Genomic DNA, 15,641 nt, shown 5'->3' on the forward strand with positions numbered 1-15,641 from the left:
CGCGTGGTGCTTCACGGCGGCGCGCTGCCGCGTCGGGCATCGCCGCCCGGACGGCCGGAAGTCACCGGCCGGAAGTCCGGCGCGGTCGGCGAGGGCACGGGCGAACGCCGGTTCGGCCTCGTCGTAGGTCTGGAGCCCCGTCGTGCCGGGCCGACGGCCCTTCGGGAGGTGGCACGGCCCCCGTGGCCCCGCCCGCATGACCCCGCCCGCACGGCCGGGCCGGCCTTCGCTTACGCGGCCTCCTCTTCGCCTTCGCCCCCGTCGCCCTCGTCCGTCCCGCCCGCCTCGTCCGTGCCGCCCCTCTCGCCCGTCTCGGCGTTCAGGGCCTCCCGAGCCTCCGAGTCACCGGTGTCGTCCGTGTCGTCCGACGATGCCTCTGGAGCCTCGGCCTCCTCCGGCGCAGCGAGGTGCTCCCGGTTCCGCGGCTCTTCGGTGGTGGCCCCGCCGTCGCCCTTCACGGCCGCGCGGCCCTCGCTGCCGGCGCCGCTGCGCCACGCCACGCCGCCCTCGCCCTGCGACGGCTCCGTGAGGCCGCCCGGAGCCCATTCGTCCGTTTCCCCCTCGGGCGGACGGGGCTGTTCCTTCGTGGCGCGTACGAAGAGCCGTGCCAGCCGCTCCCCCACCTCCACCGCCGCAGCGTGGTTCTCGATGGGGGTCGCCCGGGAGTCCTTGAAGACGATGTACGTGACGCCGGAGGGGGTGCCGCCGCCGCGCGGGTCGGGGCGGATGCCCAGCGCCTTGGCGGTGGCGTAGGACGCCTCGCCGATGATCCCGCTCGGTCCCGTGTCGCCGACGACCGCGTACTGGACCCGGTCCTTGTAGACGACGGCCGCGACCGAGCCCCCGCGCACCCCGTGGTCACGGTGGTCCCAGAGGGCGCTCACCCCGGGCACCACGATGTAGGGCAGTGTCTCGGCGCTCAGATAGCGGCCGTCGGACTGCTGATAGGCCGTCGTGTCGGAGAACAGCGGGTCGGTGCGGCTGTTGCACTCGGGGCCCGGGCGGCCGTCGCAGTCGATGTCCATGTCGGCCGTCCAGAACACCGCCTCGTCGGTGCCGCAGACCGCGACGGTGGCCGGCGCGCCCTCGTCCGGGCGGTAGCGGCCGCGCGAGACGGGGGCGCAGTCGTGGACCCGGGCCAGCAGGTCGGCGGCGCGGATCGCGCCTTCCCGCCGGGGCGCCGAGGCCCCGGGGGCGCCCGAGGACGGATGCGGGGCGACGGGTGAGGTGGTCGGGGCCAGCAGGGCAAGGCCGGCCGCGGCCAGCGTCAGCGACTGGACGCGCACGATACGGAGCCTCTCGTGGGGGCATTGACGGACACCCGGAACAATCTGGTGTCGATCGCGCCCCGGGGCCAACCCGAGGGGGCCGTACGGAGCACGAGGAGCATCCTCGGGCAGTCCGACGGGGCGACAGAGGGCCGGGGGCCCGGACACCGTTTCCGCTCCGGGCCCCGGGCCACTTCGCCGGCGCGGGATCAGCGACGACAGCGGTCCGCGCCACCGGCTTGAACTCATGAGCGCGCAGAGTGAGTTCACGCCGGGAGGAACTTCAGCATACGTAACCTCCGGAAGCGGTCGCCGACGGCGGCGCCGTCGATCCGCCCTCTTGATGTGTGCGCACCACCGCGCCATATTGGTCCGGACCATTGCCGCCGTGCCGGGCCGGGAGGCGAAGCCGTGCGACGCGTTGTGCTGTGGGTCGTGGAGTGCGGCCTGGTGACGGCCCTGTGCTGCGGGTGCGCGGGCGGGGGCGGGGGCCGGAACGACGGGCGGGCGCCGGGCGCCCCGACCGGGGTCACCGCGCAGGCCGGGAGCGCGACGAGCGTGCACGTCATGTGGAACGCCGTCGCCGCGGACCCCGCGGTCAGCGCCTACGAGGTGTACCGCGGTTCCGAGAAGATCCGGGAGGTGCCCGGCTCCGCGCACATGCTGGACGTCGTCCGCCTCGCGCCGTCGACCACGTACGTCTTCACCGTGCGGGCCCGCGACGGCGACGGACGGCTCGGTCCGCGCAGCCGGGAGGTGCGCGCCACCACACCGGCGGCCACCGCCGCGGACCGCTCGCCCCCGACCCCGCCCGGCGCGGTGACCGGCCGGGCGGCCGGAAGCCGGGCCGTCCAGCTGTCCTGGACGCCGGCCACGGACGACCGGAAGGTGGTGTCCTACGACGTCTACCAGGGCGGCGTGCGGATCCACAGCGTCGGCGGGGGCCAGACGGCGACGGTCGTCACGGGACTGCGCCCCGGCGCGGGCTACTCGTTCACCGTCCGGGCCCGGGACGCGGCCGACAACGTCTCGCCCGCCGGTGCGCCCCTACGCCTGACCACCGCGCCGGGTGACGACGAGGGGGCGGAGACCGCGCCGGCCGGCTTCCGGGCGAGCGCCCACCTCGCCGACGGGTCGTACTACCTCGACCTGTCATGGGTGCCGCCCCGGGTGGACGGGGTGGTCACGGAGTACCAGATCCAGCTCGACGGGCGGCCGGCCACCTCTCTGGTGTGGGGCGGGACCCCGCCGAAGGGAAGGGCGACGTACAGCTTCTACGTGGGGCGGGAGGCAGGGGCCGGACACCGGGTGCGGCTGCGGGCCCGACTGCCGGACGGCACATGGGGCGCGTTCTCGGCGGAGCGGACGGTGACGACGGGCGCGCGGCGGTGAACGGCCGGACCGGCGGTACGCCGCCCGTCGGGCGGACCGCCGCGCCGCGGGTCGCGCCACGACAGGCATCGGCCGGGGAAGCGTCGGGGCACCCTCGGGCCTCCGGTCGCCACCGTGCCGGGAGAGCGGTCCGCATGGGCCGTCCGAGGGAATCCGTCACCTGGGCGGTGGCCGTCCGCATGCGGGGCGGGACCGGGGCGCGTTGGCTTCCCGTGAGGCAGCACGGGCGTACCCGACCTTCGGCGGCGCAAGGGATGTACCGCCAACCGTGCCGCCGCCGGAGGACATCCGATGCGCACTTCCCGTTTCCTCGTCCGCTCAGGGCTGACCGTCGCAGCCGCCGCCGCTCTGCCGCTCGCCCTCACCGCCCAGCCGGCCGTGGCCCGCGCTTCGGGCATCTCCGTGAGCACGACCGGCTCCACGGTGTCGGTCGTGACCAGCGCCTGCACCCAGATCAACGGCAGCTGGGGCACGGCGGCGCTGCTCGGCAGCGCCCAGGCGAGTTTCGCCCAGGGGCGCCAGGTCGCCCTGTCCGGGACGGCCGCCGGCCAGTCCGCGGCCTGGTCCGGCGTCTCCCCGGGCACGTACACCGTGGTCGTCATGTGCTCCAACGGCAGCACCGCGGGCACCCAGTCGGTGATCGTCTCGTCCCCGGCCACGGCCTCGCCGAGGGTCACGGTGACGCCCACGCCCTCGCGGGGCGTGATGGGAGGCCTCGGCGGCGCGGCCCGCGACTTCGGCCCCGTCGCCATGGGGGTGGGCGGGGCGCTGGTGGGGACGGGCATCATCGCGGCGGCCTGGTTCCTGCGCCGCCGCTCGAAGCCGTACCGGCTCTAGGGCTCCTCCCCCACCACCGGCAGTTCCTCGACGGCCTCGGTGAGCCACTGCGTCCAGAAGGTCTCCAGTTCGATGCCCGCGCGCAGGACCAGGTGCTGGAGCCTGGCCTGCGCGCTGTCGTCGCCGGGCGGGAAGTCGCGCTTCTCGATCTCCTCGTACTCGGCCAACTGGCGCCGGTGCAGTTCGAGATGGCGGCGCAGGTCGGCCTCGAGGCCCGCGGTGCCGACGACCGCCGCGGCGCGCAGCCGCAGCAGCATGGCGTCGCGGTGCGGCTTCGGGTCCTGGGCGGCCGCCGTCCACCGGGCGAGTTCGGCGCGTCCCGCGGGCAGCACCTCGTAGGCCTTCTTCTGCCCGCGGGCCGGCGCCTGGGCCGGCAGGGCCCTGATGCGCCCCTCGGACTCCAGTTTTCCCAGCTCGCGATAGATCTGCTGGTGCGTGGCCGACCAGAAGTATCCGATCGACCGGTCGAACCGGCGGGTCAGATCCAGCCCCGACGAGGGCCTCTCGAGCAGGGCGGTGAGGATCGCGTGCGGGAGTGACATGCGGTCATCCTAGGGAGGCGCCGGCCAGGTCCTACAGCGCCGCCGCCAGTTCCGTGCCCTGCTGGACGGCGCGCTTGGCGTCCAGTTCGGCGGCGACGTCGGCGCCCCCGATGAGATGCGCCTTCACGCCGTCGGCGACCAGCGCCTCGTACAGGTCCCGGCGCGGGTCCTGCCCCGTGCACAGCACGATGGTGTCGACCTCCAGGAGCGTGCTCCGCTCGCCGACGGTGAGGTGCAGCCCGGCGTCGTCGATCCGGTCGTAGCGCACCCCGGGAACCATCGTGACGCCCCGGTGCTTGAGCTCGGTGCGGTGGATCCAGCCGGTCGTCTTGCCGAGGCCCGCGCCGACCTTGCCGGTCTTGCGCTGGAGGAGGTGGACGGTGCGCGGCGGGGCCGGACGCTCGGGGGCGGTGAGACCGCCGGGGCCCTGGTAGTCCATGTCGACGCCCCACTGGCGGAAGTAGACCGCCGGGTCCTCGCTCGCCTTGTCGCCGCCGTCGGTGAGGAACTCGGCGACGTCGAAACCGATGCCGCCCGCGCCGAGGATCGCGACGCGGTCGCCGACGGGGGCGCCGTCGCGCAGGACGTCGAGATAGCCGACGACGCTCGGGTGGTCGACGCCGGGGATGTCGGGGGTGCGGGGGCTGACGCCGGTGGCGACGACGACCTCGTCGTAGTCGGCCAGGTCCTCCGCGCCGACGTGTGTGTCGAGCCGTACGTCCACGCCGTGCGCGTCGAGCTGGTGGCGGAAGTAGCGCAGCGTCTCGTCGAACTCCTGCTTGCCGGGGACCTTGCGGGCCACGTTGAGCTGGCCGCCGATCTCGCTCGCCGCGTCGAAGAGGGTGACGTCATGGCCGCGTTCGGCGGCGCTCACGGCGCAGGCCAGGCCCGCCGGGCCGGCGCCCACCACCGCGACCCGCTTGCGCAGCCGGGTCGGGGCGAGGATCAGCTCGGTCTCGTGGCAGGCGCGCGGATTGACCAGGCAGGAGGTGATCTTTCCGCCGAAGGTGTGGTCGAGGCAGGCCTGGTTGCAGCCGATGCAGGTGTTGATGGCCTCGGGGCGGCCGGCCGCGGCCTTGGCCACGAACTCGGGGTCGGCGAGCATCGGGCGGGCCATCGACACCATGTCCGCGCAGCCGTCGGCGAGCAGTTCCTCGGCGAGTTCGGGGGTGTTGATGCGGTTGGTGGTGACGAGCGGGACGGAGACCGCGCCCATGAGCTTCTTCGTCACCCAGGTGTAGGCGCCGCGCGGCACGGAGGTGGCGATGGTGGGAATGCGTGCCTCGTGCCAGCCGATGCCGGTGTTGATGATGGTGGCGCCGGCCGCCTCGACGGCCTTCGCGAGGGTGACGACCTCGTCCAGGGTCGAGCCGCCGGGCACCAGGTCCAGCATGGACAGCCGGTAGACGACGATGAAGTCCTCGCCGACCGCCTCGCGCACCCGCCGCACGATCTCGACGGGGAAGCGCATCCGGTTCTCGTACGAGCCGCCCCAGCGGTCGGTGCGGTGGTTGGTCGGGGCGGCGATGAACTCGTTGATGAGGTAGCCCTCGGAGCCCATGATCTCGACGCCGTCGTAACCGGCCTGCCGGGCGAGGCGCGCGGCGCGGACGTAGTCGTCGATCGTGCGCTCGACATCGGCGTCGGTCAGCTCGCGGGGCGGGAAGGGGCTGATCGGCGCCTGGAGCGGGCTGGGGGCGACCAGGTCCTGGTGATAGGCGTACCGGCCGAAGTGCAGGATCTGCATCGCGATGCGGCCGCCCTCGCGGTGCACGGCCTCGGTGATCGCCCGGTGCTGCTCGGCCTCCGCCTGCGTGGTGAGCTTCGCGCCCCCCTCGTAGGGCCGGCCCTCGTCGTTGGGGGCGATGCCGCCGGTGACGATGAGGCCCACTCCGCCGCGTGCCCGGGCGGCGTAGAACGCGGCCATGCGCTCGAAGCCGCGCTCGGCCTCCTCGAGGCCGACGTGCATCGAGCCCATCAGGACGCGGTTGGGCAGCGTGGTGAAGCCCAGGTCGAGCGGGCTCAGCAGGTGCGGGTAACGGCTCATGACAGCCTTCCGTGCGCGGTGTCTTCCCCACAGTTCTAGAGGACCGCGCACGGGTTGTGCAACTAGTTGCACAACGGGATCGGCATCATGTGCCGCAGGTCACCGCCGTCGCCGTCTCACCGGCTCTCCAGCAGGACGTGCAGCTCGCGCTCCTGGTCCCCGGAGGCCGAGGAGAGGTCGCGCACCGCGAAGACCGAGTCCAGCGTCGAGCGGAGCCGCTCGATCGCCCAGTAACTGCCCTGCGCGTCGGCCTCCACGGAGGACGAGAGCCGGGCCGGCCGGGCGCAGTCGTGCGCCTCGGTCACCTCGAAGGTGCCGAGCCACACCATCGGACGGGTCTCGTGCAGCTGTTGCGGCACCTCGTCGCTGCCGCGGTCCGACTCGAAGCACTCGCCGAGCATGTCGAACACGATCCGGGCGTCCTCCTTGCTGCATCCGCTGATCTCGACGGAGACGGACTCCTCGTGCGGTCGTTCGCGATCCATCGTGATCGCTCCTCTCGTGGGATGTGACGCGGAGGTGCGGGTTCCCCGCGAACCGCGCCACATCCCCAGAAAAGCACCACTTTCCGAGTGGGACCAGCGACAGGAGGGGCGCCGGAGCCCCGGCCGGACCCCGGTCAGCTCCGGGTGAAGCGGTAGGTCTTGCTGTCGGTCAGCACGCAGAACCCGGGCGAGACCACGATCACCCGCAGGGTGCCGGAACGGCGGTCGTAGTCGATGCCCTCGGCCTCGAACGTGCCCGAGCAGGAGCTGCGCAGCGGAAGCTGACGCAGGGCGGTGACATGGCCGGTGACGTCGGAGGTGCCGTTCGGTTCGGCGGACAGGTCGATCTGGAGGAGGGGCTTGGTGATGCCGAAGAGGGTGCCCGCCGGGTCGTCCGAGGCGCACAGCAGGGTGGTCGGGCCGGTGAAGTCGCAGCCCTGGACATCGCGCACCGCATGGTCGAGGCGGACTGTCGACACCTGCGGCAGGTTCGCGGAGGGCGAGGTGGCGGGGTTGGCGCCCGGGGTCGGGAAGACGAGGAACCGGGTCATGGTGCCCCACTCGCCGGACAGCATCCACCGGCTGTCGGGGGTGATCGCCGCCCAGGAGTTGTTCAGGGCCTCACCGGAGCCGAGTGCGTGGACGTACTCCGACCAGCCGCCGCCCGGCGCCTGCACGCGGTACATCTTCGCGTTGTTCGAGTCGCTCTGGTACGGCTCGACGTAGTAGCCGTCGTAGGAGGCGTCGGGGTCGCCGACGTGGTTCCAGCCCCGGGTGGAGACGGAGAAGGGGATGGTGCCGATGCCGGTGTAGCGGTTGGCGCTGCCCGCCGGGACCTCGACCGACGCCAGGCCCTGGCTCTCGGTCAGCGGGTCGGCCCGGTCGGAGCCGACCTCGGTCCAGGTGTCGGCGGCCGCGGCGGGCGGGGCCGCGGAGAGGACGGCGGCCGTCGCCACGGCCAGCGCCAGGGACGCGGTGCGGGCGGCGGTGCGGGCGGTGCCGGTCGTGGTGCGACGGCGGCGGGCAGGACGCAGGGGCATGGGACTCCTCGTCGAGTGGGGGGTGGGGCGCGCTCGGCGGACAGTCTGGCCCGGCAGGATGGTCATGTACAGACCAATTCCATGGACACGTGCGGGCCTTGAGGAGAACGGCGCGCGATGCCGTACTGGAGGAGCATGAAGAACGGCGCCCACGGCGTGGGAGAAAAGGGTTGAGCACGGTAGAACAGGGGAGTCGGCACGGGGGACGGCGTGCCGCGTCGACATGCGGAGGCGGTGCGGGGCATGAACGGAGCCGGATCGTCCGCGGCTGAGGGCGGTGGCCCGACCGGGCCCAGCGGCCTGCTGGACGTGCTCAACGTGGCCTCTGTGGTGCTCGACACCCAGGGGCGCATCGCCCTGTGGAGCCCCCAGGCCGAGGAGTTGTTCGGGTACTCGGCCCATGAGGCGCTGGGGCGGTACGCGGCCCACGTGATGGTCCACGAACGGCACGTCGACCTGGTCGTGCAGCTGTTCGCCGACGTCATGGCCACCGGCGAGAGCTGGGCGGGGGCGTTCCCGATCCGGCGCAAGGACGGCACCACCCGGTTGGTGGAGTTCCGCAACATGCGCCTCATGGACGACCGGGGCGACGTCTACGCCCTGGGTCTCGCCACCGACCGGACGACGGTGCGCCGGCTGGAACGGGACCTGGCGCTGTCGACGCGGATGGTCGCGCAGTCCCCCAACGGCCTCGCCGTCCTGGACACCGAACTGCGGTACGTCTCGGTCAACCCGGCGCTGGAGCGGATCAACGGCGTTCCCGCCGCGGACCACCTCGGCCGGACCGTGCACGAGGTGCTGCCCCGGCTGGACGCGGAGGCGCTGGAGGGGGCGGCGCGCCAGGTGCTGCGGACCGGGAAGCCGCTCGTCGACCGGTCCACGGTCGGCCGCACCCCCGCCGATCCGGACGAGGACCACGTCTGGTCGCTCTCCCTTTACCGCCTGGAGGACGCCCGCGGCACCGTGCTGGGCGTGGCCGTCTCGGTCGTCGACGTCACCGACCGGCACCGGGCCGCCGTCGAGGCCGAGGCGGCCCGCCGCCGGCTGGCGCTGATCGCGGACGCCTCCGCCCGCATCGGCACCACCCTGGACCTGGAGCGCACCGCCTTCGAACTGGCCGACGTGGCCGTGCCGGAACTGGCGGACGTGGCCGCGGTGGATCTGCTCGACGCGGTGATGAAGGGCCGCCGCACCAGCCTCGGGCCCGCCGAGTCGGCCGTCATCCGCGCCCTCGCGGTGTGCGGCGCCGACGAGCCCGACGCCCTGCGGGCCGCCGACCAGCCCGGTCAGGTGGCCCGCTACGCGCCCGACCGGCTCGTCACCGAGTGCGTACGCTCCGGGCGACCGGTCATGGTGGCCCAGGTCAAGGACGAGGACCTCGGGCGCATCGCCCACTCCCCCGAGGCGGCCGCCCTGCTGGCGCGGGCCGGTGTGCACTCCTATCTGGCCGTGCCGCTCATCGCGCGGGGCGAGGTACTGGGCGCCCTCGACCTCAAACGGACCCGCAACCCCCTGCCGTTCGACAACGACGACCTGCTGCTCGCGCGCGAGCTGGCGGCCCGGGCGGCCGTCCAGATCGACAACGCCCGCTGGTACCAGAGCGCCCGCACCACCGCGCTCACCCTCCAGCGCAGCCTGCTGCCGAGCCATCCACCCGTCACGGGCGGCCTCGAGGTCGCCTCCCGCTACCAGCCCGCGGGCGCCACCACCGAGGTCGGCGGCGACTGGTTCGACGTCATCCCGCTCCCGGACGGCAAGACGGCGCTCGTCGTCGGTGACGTGATGGGCAGCGGTATCGACGCCGCCGCCACGATGGGCCGGCTGCGCACCGCGACGACCACGCTGGCCTCCCTCGACCTCGACCCGGCGGTCCTCCTGGAACACCTGGACCGGATCACCCAGGGCCTGGACCACTCCATCGCCACCTGCGTGTACGCCGTCCACGATCCCCGGCTGGGGAGATGCCGGATCGCCAACGCCGGCCATCTGCCGCCGGTGCACATCCGCCCGAGCCGTCCGCCGGAGCTGCTCGACCTGCCCACGGGCGCGCCGCTGGGCGTGGGCGGGGTGCCGTTCTCCACGACCGACGTCGACTTCGCCCCCGGTGACCAGCTCGTGCTGTACACCGACGGCCTGGTCGAGACCCGCACGCACTCCCTCGACGAACGTCTGGAGGCGCTGCTGGCCCTGCTCGACGATCCCGCGCGGCCGCTGGAGGAGGTGTGCGACCTGCTGCTGAGCTCGTTGCACCACCCCGACAACCACGACGACGTGGCTCTGCTGGTGGCGCGGGCGCGGGGCGGGGAGTGAGCGGCGCCGCCGTCCGATTCACAGGCTTTCGTTATCGCTTCCTTACCGGACACCTCGGACAATCACAGTGAGGCGTGGCAGTGGTGCCGCCGTCGTGGCCGGTCGGGTCCGCACAGTAGCGCCGTCTGCCCGCAGGGCAGGACTTTGCGGACACGACTTGAGGAGAGTGAGCCGTGATGCAGGAGCCGGACAGGCCCGAAGGGCCGCAAGAGGCCGAACTGCTCTCGGGACCGGTCGACGGGGAACGGGACCGTACGGACCTGCGCGCGTTGTGGCGGCGCCGGTCGGCCCGCGGCCGGGCGGTGATCGCGGCGACCACCGTCGCCGTCCTGGCGCTCGGCGGCACCGTCGCGTACGCGGCGGCCTCGGGAGACTCCGGTGGCGGCTCGCCGTCCGCGGCTCCGTCCGCGTCCTCCTCCGAGGGGCCCGGTGGACGGCACGGCCACGGCGGCCCGTGGTTCGGCCTGGGCGGGGACGCCGCGCACGGGGAGGCGACCGTCAAGGACCACGACACCGGTGACCGGGTCGTCCGTGTCTGGCAGCGGGGCACCGTGACGAAGGTGGCCGACGACCGGGTCACCGTCAGGAGCGAGGACGGCGTCTCGTGGACGTGGACGGTGGGTGCGGACACGACCGTGTCCGCCGACGGCGCCTCCGGCTCCGGGGCCGACGCGTTGAAGAAGGGCGACACCGTCCTCGTCGTCGGCTCCCGTTCCGGTGACACCGACACCGCCGACCGCGTCCTGTCCGGCACACTCGACGAACGCGGCCCGGGCGCGCACGGCCCCGGCGACCGGCACGACGACTCCCCGGGGCACGGCCCGTGGAACCGCGGGGACGACCGCTCCCCCGGCCCCACGGGCAGCGGAGCCGCTACCTGACCCTGGTGCCGACGACCACGTGGGCGTACAGCTCCTCGTCCTCGGCCAGACGCACCGTCAGACCGCTGCGGGTGAACGCCTCGACGGCGGCCGGGGCCTGGCGCTCGCTGGTCTCGACGAGGAGACAGCCGCCGGGGGCGAGCCACAGCGGCGCCTCGGCGGCGACCCTGCGCAGCACGTCCAGCCCGTCACCGCCGCCGTCGAGGGCGGTGAGCGGCTCGTGGTCGCGGGCCTCCGCGGGCAGCAGAGGGACCTCGCCGGTGGGGACGTAGGGCACGTTCGCGGCCAGGATGTCTATGCGGCCGCGCAGTTGTCCGGGAAGCGCCGCGAACAGGTCGCCGACGTAAGCGTGTCCGCCGTGCCCGGCGAGGTTGCGCCGGGCGCAGCTCACCGCCGCCGCGTCGATGTCCGCGGCGTGCAGCTCGACTTGTCCGAGGGAGGCGGCGAGGGCGGCGCCGACCGCGCCCGAGCCGCAGCACAGGTCGACGACGACGCGGGCGTGCGGCACCGCGGCGAGGGCCTGGTCGACGAGGAACTCGGTGCGGCGGCGGGGCACGAAGACGCCCGGCTCGACGGTGATCCGCAGACCGTGGAACTCGGCCCAGCCGACGACGTGTTCGAGGGGCAGGCCCGCCGCGCGGCGGGCCGCCATGGCCGAGGCCTCGTCGGGCGTGCGGGCCGCGGTGAGGATCAACTCCGCCTCGTCCTCGGCGAACACGCACCCGGCACCCCGCAGCACGGCCACCAGGACGTCACGCGACGCCGAAGGGGAGGCCGGGGAAGGCGAGGAACCGGCGGGAGAGGAAGGAGCGGAACCAGAAGTCCGAGAAGAACGCGGAGGGGGAGAAGCGGGCGAGGACGAAGAGGCGGGAGAACGAGGGGGCATGAAGCCGAGAAGCCTTTCGGAAGCCGAAGGGCGCTCTCACGGTCGCCTACCGGCGGCGATCCACGCTGTCACGGGAGGAGAGCACCCGACCTGACACTGCGGTAATGGGTCTCACCTCCTCGGTCACGCGCGACTGGGAACCTCCGCAGCCGGACGACCACCCTACCCCAGAGATCGGACGACGTTGCGGGCACGGGAGCCCCCGCCACCTGAGTTGTACTATGCAACAAGGTGAGCGAGGGAGGACCGGTGGAAGTACCCGAGGCCGTGGAGACCATCCAGCGGGAGATGACGAGCTTCGCCCGGCGGGCCCGTGCCTCGGCGGGCCGGCTGCACCCCGAACTGTCGCTGGTGTCCTACACGCTCCTCGGCCACCTGGAGGAGAGCGGCGGCTGCCGGGCCACCGACCTCGCCGCGCACTACGCCCTGGACAAGTCCACGGTCAGCCGCCAGGTGGGCGTCCTGGAGCGCGCCGCCCTGATCGAGCGGCGCCGGGACCCCGAGGACCACCGCGTGCAGGTCCTGCACCTCACCGACACGGGCCGCCGCATCCTCGCCCAGGTCACCGAGAGCCGCCGTACGGCCTTCCGGGAAAGGCTGGCGCAGTGGCCGGAGGCGGACCTGGAGCGGTTCGCGGAGTACCTGGTGCGCTACAACGCGTGGCGCGGGCCCGCCGCCGGGAGCGACCTGCCTCCCCCGGCGGCCCCGTGACCCCCGGCCGGCCCGCTACGCCGCCGGGACCGGCTCACGCCCCTCCCCCAGCCGCTCCGGCACCCGTGCCGCCAGGAACGCCGTTCTGCGGCGCAGCCGGAAGCCCAGGGACTCGTAGAGGCGGATGGCGTTCGTGTTGCCGGCGCTGGTGTGCAGGAAGGGCGTCTCACCACGTTCGCGGATGCCGTGGGCGACGGCCAGGATCAACCGGGTCGCCAGGCCCTCGCCCCGGAAGGCGGGGTCGGTGCAGACCGCGCTGATCTCGGTCCAGCCCGGTGGATGCAGGCGCTCACCGGCCAGCGCGATCAGCGCTCCGTCCCGTCGTATGCCCAGGTAGGTGCCGAGTTCGATGGTCCGGGCCTCGAACGGCCCCGGCTGGGTGCGGGCGATCAGGTCGAGGATCTCGGGCACGTCGGCGGGACCGAGCCGGACCGCCTCGGGTTCGGGTGCGGCGGCCAGCCCGTCGTCGACGAACTGCACGCCCTCGATCTGGAGGGTGAGCTCCCACCCGGCCGGGAGCTCCCCGCGGAACCCCGGCAGCGGGACCTCCGCGCCGGGACCGGCGAGCGCCGCGAGATCCGCCCAGTCGGCCGCGTCCGGCTCGTCCGGCAGCGCCAGCCAGGGCGACACGTCGACGGGGTAGCGCAGCACCCGGCCCCGGCGCTCGGCGAAGTGGGCGTGCGGGCCGGTGAGGGAGGCGAGGGCGGGGTTGTCGAGGACGTGCGGGGGCTCGACGGCGCTCATGCGTCCGCTCCGATCTCCAGGACGACCTTGCCCCGGGCGTGGCCGTTCTCGACCTCGCGCAGTGCCTCGCCCGCCCGCTCCAGCGGGAACGTCAGGGTGACATGCGGGTTCAGTTCGCCGCGCACGACCAGGTCCGCCACCGCCCGCAGCACGGCCGTGTCGCGGGCGCGGGCCACCCGGGCGCCGCCCAGCCGCTCGACCTCCTCGGCCGGGGCTCCGGCGGTGATCAGCCGGGTGCGGTCGCGCACCAGGCCGGCCGCCTCGTGCAGCACCTCGCCGCCGACGAGGTCGTAGACGCCGTCGACACCGTCCGGCGCGGTCAGGCGCACCGCTGCCGCCCAGCCCGGGCCGGACGGCACGTGCACGGCGCCCAGCGACTCGAGGAGGTCCTTCTTGCCCTCGCTCGCGACGCCCACGACACGCAGCCCGCGGGCGCGGGCGATCTGCGCGACGGCGACGCCGACGCCGCCGCCCGCGCCGGTGACCAGCAGGGTCGCCCCGGCCGGCAGGTCGAGCTGACGCACACCGTCGTACGCGGTCGCCGCGGCCACGGGAAGGGTCGCGGCGTCGGTGAACGACAGCCCGGCGGGCTTGTGCGCGGTGATGCCGGCGGCCAGCAGCGCGTACTCGGCGTAGCCGCCCGCGACCGCGGTGCCGAACACCTCGTCGCCGGGCGCGAACCCGATGACCGACTCGCCGCTCTCCACGACGACGCCGGCCACCTCGTTGCCCAGGACCGCGGGGAACACGCGCTCGCCGCTCTCGCCGGGGCGCCGGTACCCCGTGCGCTGTTTCCAGTCGACGGGGTTCACACCCGCCGCGCGCACCTCGACGAGCACCTCGCCGGGCCCGGGCCGGGGGCGGTCCAGGTCGACGAGGGCCTCGGTCTCCGGGCCGCCGTACCGGGTGAAGACGTACGCCTTCGGCATCTGCTCCCACTCTCCTTCGCTGGCACCGGACCGCTGGACCGCTGGATCCGGAACGACACGTGCAAGAGCCGGGGCCAGGCGGCTATTCCCCCCTGGCGGGACTGTTCATACGGGCTTAATGATCGGTGGGCGGACCGGGTGCGGAGCACGGCTGACATGCACGTACGGTTGACTGCGTGAACATCCGCCGTCGTCCCGCTGGAACCGCATGAACGTCACCCGAGGCTTCACCGGCCGCCCCCGTGCCCACCGTCCGGGGCTGCCTCCCGGCCAGTACGACGCGGGCGACGACTGGCCCGTGCTGTCCGCCGAGGTCACGCCCGACCTCGCGCCCGCGGAGTGGACCTTCCGTGTCGACGGGCTGGTGGCGGCGCCCCGCACCTGGGACTGGGACGAGGCGCACGCGCTGCCGGAGTCCGCGTACGAGGGTGACATCCACTGTGTGACCAGCTGGTCCAAGTTCGGGGTGCGGTTCGGGGGCGTGTCCCTGGACGCGTTCCTGGCGGCCGTCCGGCCCGACGCGTCCGCGACCCACGCCGTCGCGTACTCGCACACCGGCTACACCACCAACCTGCCCCTGTCCGACCTGACCGGCGGCCGGGCGTGGATCGCCTGGGAGTACGACGGGAAGCCCCTCGCGGCCGAGCACGGCGGTCCGGCGCGGCTGCTGGTGCCGCACCTGTACTTCTGGAAGAGCGCCAAGTGGATCGCGGGCCTGCGGCTCCTCGACCACGACGAGCCGGGCTTCTGGGAGCAGAACGGCTATCACGCGCGGGGCAACCCGTGGGAGGAGCAGAGGTACGCCGGTGACTGAGACCTTCACTCCCCCGACCCGGTTCGCGGTGCCGGGCCGGATCGCCGTGAGCAACCGGGCCGCGGCCCTGTGGCAGACGGCGACGCTGACCGAGGTCCGCCGTGAGACCCCGCACGCGGCCACCTTCCGGTTCGCGGTGCCGGCCTGGGCGGGGCACCTGCCCGGCCAGCACCTGATGCTGCGGCTGACCGCCGACGACGGCTACACCGCCCAGCGCCACTATTCGATCGCCTCGGCGCCCGACGACGACGGGCACGTCGAGCTGACCCTGGACCATGTGGACGGCGGCGAGGTCTCGGGCTGGTTCCACACCAGGGCGGAGCCGGGTGACGAGGTCCAGGTGCGGGGTCCGCTCAGCGGCTTCTTCGCCTGGCCGGGCGACCGGCCCGCGCTGCTGATCGGCGCCGGTTCCGGGGTCGTCCCGCTGATGTCGATGGTCCGCCACCACCGGCTGCGCGGCCTCGACGTACCGCTGCGGCTGCTGGTGTCCGCGCGCGGGCCCGAAGAGCTGATCTACGCGCGGGAGTACGGCGCCGAGACGACGCCCGTGTTCACGCGCGGCGCGCCGGAGGGCATGCCCGTGGGGCGGCTCTCGGCACGTCACCTCGCCCCGCTGCTCGCCGAGGAGCCGGCGGGCGGCTGGGAGGCGTACGTGTGCGGCTCCAACGCGTTCGCCGAGCATGCCTCGCGGCTGCTGGTCCAGGCGGGGCAGCCGGTCGACCGCATCCGGATCGAACGCTTCGGCTGACCCGCCC

At 73.8% G+C, this 15,641-nt stretch carries 15 protein-coding genes and 1 pseudogene; 7 read left to right on the plus strand and 9 right to left on the minus strand.

Features of this window, described 5'->3' with window-relative positions:
* Positions 1-590: 590 nt before the first annotated feature.
* A pseudogene (locus tag QQM72_RS02875) lies at positions 591-1,286 on the minus strand (glycoside hydrolase family 75 protein); the annotation flags it as partial.
* Between the two features lie 393 nt (positions 1,287-1,679).
* Here QQM72_RS02875 and QQM72_RS02880 point away from each other — a divergent pair.
* A complete protein-coding gene (locus QQM72_RS02880; RefSeq protein WP_399075744.1) occupies positions 1,680-2,660 on the plus strand; it encodes a fibronectin type III domain-containing protein in 981 nt (326 codons plus the stop codon).
* Between the two features lie 291 nt (positions 2,661-2,951).
* Positions 2,952-3,497: a hypothetical protein gene (locus QQM72_RS02885; RefSeq protein ID WP_314219179.1), complete on the plus strand. Its 546-nt coding sequence runs from the start codon at positions 2,952-2,954 to the stop codon at positions 3,495-3,497.
* Here QQM72_RS02885 and QQM72_RS02890 read toward each other — a convergent pair.
* The 4 genes from QQM72_RS02890 to QQM72_RS02905 all read right to left on the minus strand — a co-directional run bounded on the left by QQM72_RS02890 (position 3,494) and on the right by QQM72_RS02905 (position 7,611).
* Positions 3,494-4,039, minus strand: coding sequence for a PadR family transcriptional regulator (locus QQM72_RS02890; protein WP_314219180.1), 546 nt, complete (start codon positions 4,037-4,039; stop codon positions 3,494-3,496). The genes QQM72_RS02885 and QQM72_RS02890 overlap by 4 nt on opposite strands.
* A 31-nt stretch (positions 4,040-4,070) precedes the next feature.
* Positions 4,071-6,086 (minus strand): NADPH-dependent 2,4-dienoyl-CoA reductase, encoded by a 2,016-nt coding sequence (locus QQM72_RS02895; protein ID WP_314219181.1) that lies wholly within the window; start codon positions 6,084-6,086, stop codon positions 4,071-4,073.
* A 116-nt stretch (positions 6,087-6,202) separates the two neighbouring features.
* Positions 6,203-6,571: a hypothetical protein gene (locus QQM72_RS02900; protein ID WP_314219182.1), complete on the minus strand. Its 369-nt coding sequence runs from the start codon at positions 6,569-6,571 to the stop codon at positions 6,203-6,205.
* A 134-nt stretch (positions 6,572-6,705) separates the two neighbouring features.
* Complete coding sequence (locus QQM72_RS02905; protein ID WP_314219183.1) at positions 6,706-7,611, minus strand: hypothetical protein; 906 nt, start codon at positions 7,609-7,611, stop codon at positions 6,706-6,708.
* A 243-nt stretch (positions 7,612-7,854) separates the two neighbouring features.
* On the opposite strand from QQM72_RS02905, the gene QQM72_RS02910 reads away from it, so the two are divergent.
* Both QQM72_RS02910 and QQM72_RS02915 read left to right on the plus strand, forming a co-directional pair.
* Positions 7,855-9,921 carry a SpoIIE family protein phosphatase gene (locus QQM72_RS02910; protein ID WP_314219184.1) on the plus strand — a complete coding sequence of 689 codons (2,067 nt, stop codon included), beginning with the start codon at positions 7,855-7,857 and terminating at the stop codon, positions 9,919-9,921.
* A gap of 176 nt (positions 9,922-10,097) precedes the next feature.
* The gene (locus tag QQM72_RS02915; protein WP_314219185.1) at positions 10,098-10,802 is read left to right on the plus strand and encodes a hypothetical protein; all 705 of its coding nucleotides are present in this window, start codon (positions 10,098-10,100) and stop codon (positions 10,800-10,802) included.
* Here the strand turns inward: QQM72_RS02915 and QQM72_RS02920 are convergent.
* Together QQM72_RS02920 and QQM72_RS02925 are read right to left on the minus strand one after the other, a co-directional pair.
* On the minus strand, positions 10,795-11,550 hold the full coding sequence (locus QQM72_RS02920; protein WP_314219637.1) for a putative protein N(5)-glutamine methyltransferase: 756 nt from the start codon (positions 11,548-11,550) through the stop codon (positions 10,795-10,797). The two genes, QQM72_RS02915 and QQM72_RS02920, sit on opposite strands and share 8 nt — an antisense overlap.
* Positions 11,551-11,554: 4 nt before the next feature.
* On the minus strand, positions 11,555-11,728 hold the full coding sequence (locus tag QQM72_RS02925) for a hypothetical protein (protein ID WP_314219661.1): 174 nt from the start codon (positions 11,726-11,728) through the stop codon (positions 11,555-11,557).
* A gap of 209 nt (positions 11,729-11,937) precedes the next feature.
* On the opposite strand from QQM72_RS02925, the gene QQM72_RS02930 reads away from it, so the two are divergent.
* Positions 11,938-12,399, plus strand: a complete 462-nt coding sequence (locus tag QQM72_RS02930) for a MarR family winged helix-turn-helix transcriptional regulator (protein ID WP_314219186.1) — start codon at positions 11,938-11,940, stop codon at positions 12,397-12,399.
* 15 nt (positions 12,400-12,414) lie between these two features.
* Here the strand turns inward: QQM72_RS02930 and QQM72_RS02935 are convergent, their stop codons facing one another.
* Both QQM72_RS02935 and QQM72_RS02940 read right to left on the minus strand, forming a co-directional pair.
* Entirely contained in the window at positions 12,415-13,143 is a 729-nt protein-coding gene (locus QQM72_RS02935; protein WP_314219187.1) for a GNAT family N-acetyltransferase, read from the minus strand.
* A complete protein-coding gene (locus tag QQM72_RS02940; protein WP_314219188.1) occupies positions 13,140-14,072 on the minus strand; it encodes an NADP-dependent oxidoreductase in 933 nt (310 codons plus the stop codon). The genes QQM72_RS02935 and QQM72_RS02940 overlap by 4 nt, the downstream gene beginning before the upstream one ends.
* Positions 14,073-14,280: 208 nt before the next feature.
* Between QQM72_RS02940 and QQM72_RS02945 the strand changes: the two genes are divergently transcribed.
* Both QQM72_RS02945 and QQM72_RS02950 read left to right on the plus strand, forming a co-directional pair.
* A complete protein-coding gene (locus tag QQM72_RS02945; RefSeq protein WP_054240756.1) occupies positions 14,281-14,886 on the plus strand; it encodes a sulfite oxidase-like oxidoreductase in 606 nt (201 codons plus the stop codon).
* Entirely contained in the window at positions 14,879-15,634 is a 756-nt protein-coding gene (locus QQM72_RS02950) for a ferredoxin reductase (RefSeq protein WP_314219189.1), read from the plus strand. Before QQM72_RS02945 ends, QQM72_RS02950 begins: the two co-directional genes overlap by 8 nt.
* Positions 15,635-15,641: the final 7 nt, after the last annotated feature.

Source organism: Streptomyces zaehneri (assembly GCF_032248645.1).
Classification (GTDB): domain Bacteria; phylum Actinomycetota; class Actinomycetes; order Streptomycetales; family Streptomycetaceae; genus Streptomyces; species Streptomyces coriariae.

Excerpts from the sequence above, each read along its gene's own strand:
- QQM72_RS02885 (WP_314219179.1), top strand. The coding sequence starts at position 2,952 with ATGCGCACTTCCCGTTTCCTCGTCCGCTCAGGGCTGACCGTCGCAGCC.
- QQM72_RS02890 (WP_314219180.1), bottom strand. The coding sequence starts at position 4,039 with ATGTCACTCCCGCACGCGATCCTCACCGCCCTGCTCGAGAGGCCCTCG.
- QQM72_RS02895 (WP_314219181.1), bottom strand. The coding sequence starts at position 6,086 with ATGAGCCGTTACCCGCACCTGCTGAGCCCGCTCGACCTGGGCTTCACC.
- QQM72_RS02900 (WP_314219182.1), bottom strand. The coding sequence starts at position 6,571 with ATGGATCGCGAACGACCGCACGAGGAGTCCGTCTCCGTCGAGATCAGC.
- QQM72_RS02905 (WP_314219183.1), bottom strand. The coding sequence starts at position 7,611 with ATGCCCCTGCGTCCTGCCCGCCGCCGTCGCACCACGACCGGCACCGCC.
- QQM72_RS02910 (WP_314219184.1), top strand. The coding sequence starts at position 7,855 with ATGAACGGAGCCGGATCGTCCGCGGCTGAGGGCGGTGGCCCGACCGGG.
- QQM72_RS02915 (WP_314219185.1), top strand. The coding sequence starts at position 10,098 with ATGCAGGAGCCGGACAGGCCCGAAGGGCCGCAAGAGGCCGAACTGCTC.
- QQM72_RS02935 (WP_314219187.1), bottom strand. The coding sequence starts at position 13,143 with ATGAGCGCCGTCGAGCCCCCGCACGTCCTCGACAACCCCGCCCTCGCC.
- QQM72_RS02940 (WP_314219188.1), bottom strand. The coding sequence starts at position 14,072 with ATGCCGAAGGCGTACGTCTTCACCCGGTACGGCGGCCCGGAGACCGAG.
- QQM72_RS02945 (WP_054240756.1), top strand. The coding sequence starts at position 14,281 with ATGAACGTCACCCGAGGCTTCACCGGCCGCCCCCGTGCCCACCGTCCG.